Here is a 2,523-nt window from a genome sequence, read left to right on the forward strand (position 1 = left end):
CCCGCATCGACGCTTTGTGCAACCCCGACCCGGTCATGCATTGGCTGGAACAAAAAAACGAAATCCGTTTGTTGGGCGATGCCCGCACGCTCAAAGGGACGCGGCAATTGATGGGGGGGCTGTGCCGGGCGCAAGTTTGTTTGCGCATGCAGATTTTTTGCAACGCCACCCTCAACGTGTGCAAGCCCTCAGCGATGCCGTGGTCCATGCCCTGAAGTGGCTTCAAACAGCAGGACTGACCGATATATTGAAAACCGTGCCGGCCAGTCACTGGATGGGCGACCGCGCCGTATATTTGGGGGCCTTCCAAGGCTTGCGCGAGTCTTATGCCGTGGATGGGCTGGTCAGGGGCGAAGAGGTGGACAATGCGTGGCGGGCCTATGCCCGATTGAAGGGTTCTTCTGTGCGCCAGCCCCTGATCACCGCCCGAACCTTTACCAATGTCTTTGCCCAAAACGCCCAAGCGTTTCGAGGGCGGGTCTTGGGCTGAACAGGCGAGTCACCGTTGGGCCACGGGCCTGGACTTAGAGCTGCTGGTTTTAGGGCTGGTTTTCTGGCTGGCTTTGGCCCGGACCTTGCTCACACGACGCGGGTTGGATTTGCTGACGCTGCGGGTGCTTTTGGCGGGCACATAGACGGCCAGTTTTTGGCCCGCGCGCATGCGTGCGTTGGGTTGGAGCTTGTTCCAAGTGGCCAGGTTGGCGGTGGTGACCCCGTGGTGCGAGGCCAAGCTTGCCAAGCTGTCGTTCTTGCGGACCTTGATGAAAATTTTCCGCAATCGAACTTCTGGGGCCAAGAGCAAATGGCCATTGTCGGCCAAGTGTTCACTCACATCGTTGTTCATGTGGCCTTGGCGGGGCACCAACAAGGTGGAGCCGGCTCGGACCAGCATCCTAGCGGGAATGCCGTTGACTGAGCGCAGTTGTTGCACAGGCATGCCGACCTGTTTGGCCACATCTTCGGCTTTCATGGTGCGCGGTGCTTGCCATGCCGTCCAGCTCGACAGACGGCGATCGGGGCGCGCTTGCAGGTTGTTTTCAAAAACCGTGGCATTGTCCCAGGGCAATAAAATCTGCGGCGTGCCGGCCGCCAAAATGACGGGGCGGTTCATGGCTGGGTTCAGGGTCTTGAAGTCTTCCAGACTCACGTTGGCCAGTTTGGCGGCCACGGCCACATCGATGTCGCGCTCAATGGCCACGCTCTTGAAGTAAGGGTGGTTCTGGATCAGGGGCAGTGCGGTACTGAACGCATCGGGCTGGGCCACGATGTTTTTGACCGCTTGCAGTTTGGGCACGTAGTAGCGTGTTTCGTCGGGCATGCGCAGGTCGGTGTACGTCAGCGGCTTGCCTTGCGCTTTGTTGCGCGCCAGTGCACGGCCTACGCTGCCTTCTCCCCAGTTGTACGCGGCCAAGGCCAGGTGCCAGTCGCCAAACATCGTGTGAAGTTTTTGCAGGTAATCGAGCGCAGCCCGGGTGGACTCCAACACATCGCGACGCTCGTCCCTGAACAGGTTTTGTTTCAGATCGAAATACTTGCCGGTGGCGGGCATGAATTGCCACATGCCTGCAGCCTTGGCACTGGACACAGCTTGTGGGTTGAAGGCCGACTCGATGAAAGGCAGCAAGGCCAACTCGGTGGGCATGTTGCGCCGCTCTAATTCTTCAACGATGTGGAACAGGTAAGGCCGTGAGCGCTCCGTCATGCGCAGCATGTAGTCGGGCCGGCTGGCATACCACTGCTCGCGGTTGCGCACCAAGTCGTTGTCCAGGTCAGGCATGGCAAAGCCGCGGCGGATGCGCTCCCAGATGTCGATTTCAGCTTGAATGCCCAAGGTGGCGTTGGGGCTGAGCTCAACGGGCCGTTCCATGTTGATGGCAGCCACTGGCGGGGCTGCTTCAGCGATGGGGGCGGTGATGACCGGGGTGGGCTGGGTTTGTGTGGGTGCCGCAATGGTCTCAACTGTCGCACTTGAAGCGGTGGTCAGGGCAGGCTGAGCGCCTTCGGATGTCTGGAGCTGGGTGGCACAGCCCGACATGAACAAAGCCAGCAACAAAACCCAGCTGGGGCGAACGCAAGAGGCTTTGGCAAAGGAGGTCAGGTTCATCGGAAGTCGTTTTTCCATTGGCGAAGGGCGGCAAAGGTGGCAATGTCACCCTCGGCATGGGGGTCGTGCTGTTGCACAGCGGTGGCCACAGCGGCTTGTCGGCTTCGTAAAAAAGGGTTGATGGCGCGCTCGGTTTGCAAGGCCACGGGCAAGGTCGGCAGGGATTGGCTTCGAAGCCGTGTGCACAAGGCGGCGTAAGCTTGCAGGGCCTTGTTGCCGGGCTCAACGGCCAGGGCAAACTTCAGGTTGGACAGCGTGTATTCATGGGCGCAGCACACCCGGGTCGCATCTGGCAAGGCCGACAGACGGTCTAATGAGTCGAGCATTTGGGCCGGTGTGCCTTCAAACAAGCGGCCGCAGCCACCCGAAAACAGCGTGTCGCCACAAAAAAGAATGGGGTCTTGCGACGCGGGCTGAGC

Annotated in this window: 3 protein-coding genes and 1 pseudogene; 2 read left to right on the top strand and 2 right to left on the bottom strand. The window is 60.0% G+C overall.

Translation table 11 applies throughout. The annotated features are described in order from the left end of the window. Positions 1-215: pseudogene (locus Q0341_RS03335) on the top strand (ABC transporter substrate-binding protein); the annotation flags it as partial. Then, positions 158-490, top strand: a complete 333-nt coding sequence (locus tag Q0341_RS03340; protein ID WP_299510549.1) for a hypothetical protein — start codon at positions 158-160, stop codon at positions 488-490. The pseudogene Q0341_RS03335 and the gene Q0341_RS03340, both read left to right, overlap by 58 nt. Before the next feature lie 9 nt (positions 491-499). Here Q0341_RS03340 and Q0341_RS03345 read toward each other — a convergent pair whose 3' ends face one another. Both Q0341_RS03345 and Q0341_RS03350 read right to left on the bottom strand, forming a co-directional pair. Next, positions 500-2,104 carry a transglycosylase SLT domain-containing protein gene (locus tag Q0341_RS03345; protein ID WP_299510550.1) on the bottom strand — a complete coding sequence of 535 codons (1,605 nt, stop codon included), beginning with the start codon at positions 2,102-2,104 and terminating at the stop codon, positions 500-502. Beyond that, the coding region (locus Q0341_RS03350) for a hydroxyacylglutathione hydrolase C-terminal domain-containing protein (RefSeq protein WP_299510551.1) at positions 2,101-2,523 on the bottom strand (423 nt) is incomplete at its 5' end. The genes Q0341_RS03345 and Q0341_RS03350, both read right to left, overlap by 4 nt.

This window comes from uncultured Limnohabitans sp. (genome assembly GCF_937889215.1).
Classification (GTDB): Bacteria; Pseudomonadota; Gammaproteobacteria; order Burkholderiales; family Burkholderiaceae_C; genus Limnohabitans_A.

Bases quoted from the DNA above. Each gene is read 5' to 3' on its own strand.
- Q0341_RS03345 (WP_299510550.1), bottom strand. From the start codon at position 2,104: ATGAACCTGACCTCCTTTGCCAAAGCCTCTTGCGTTCGCCCCAGCTGG.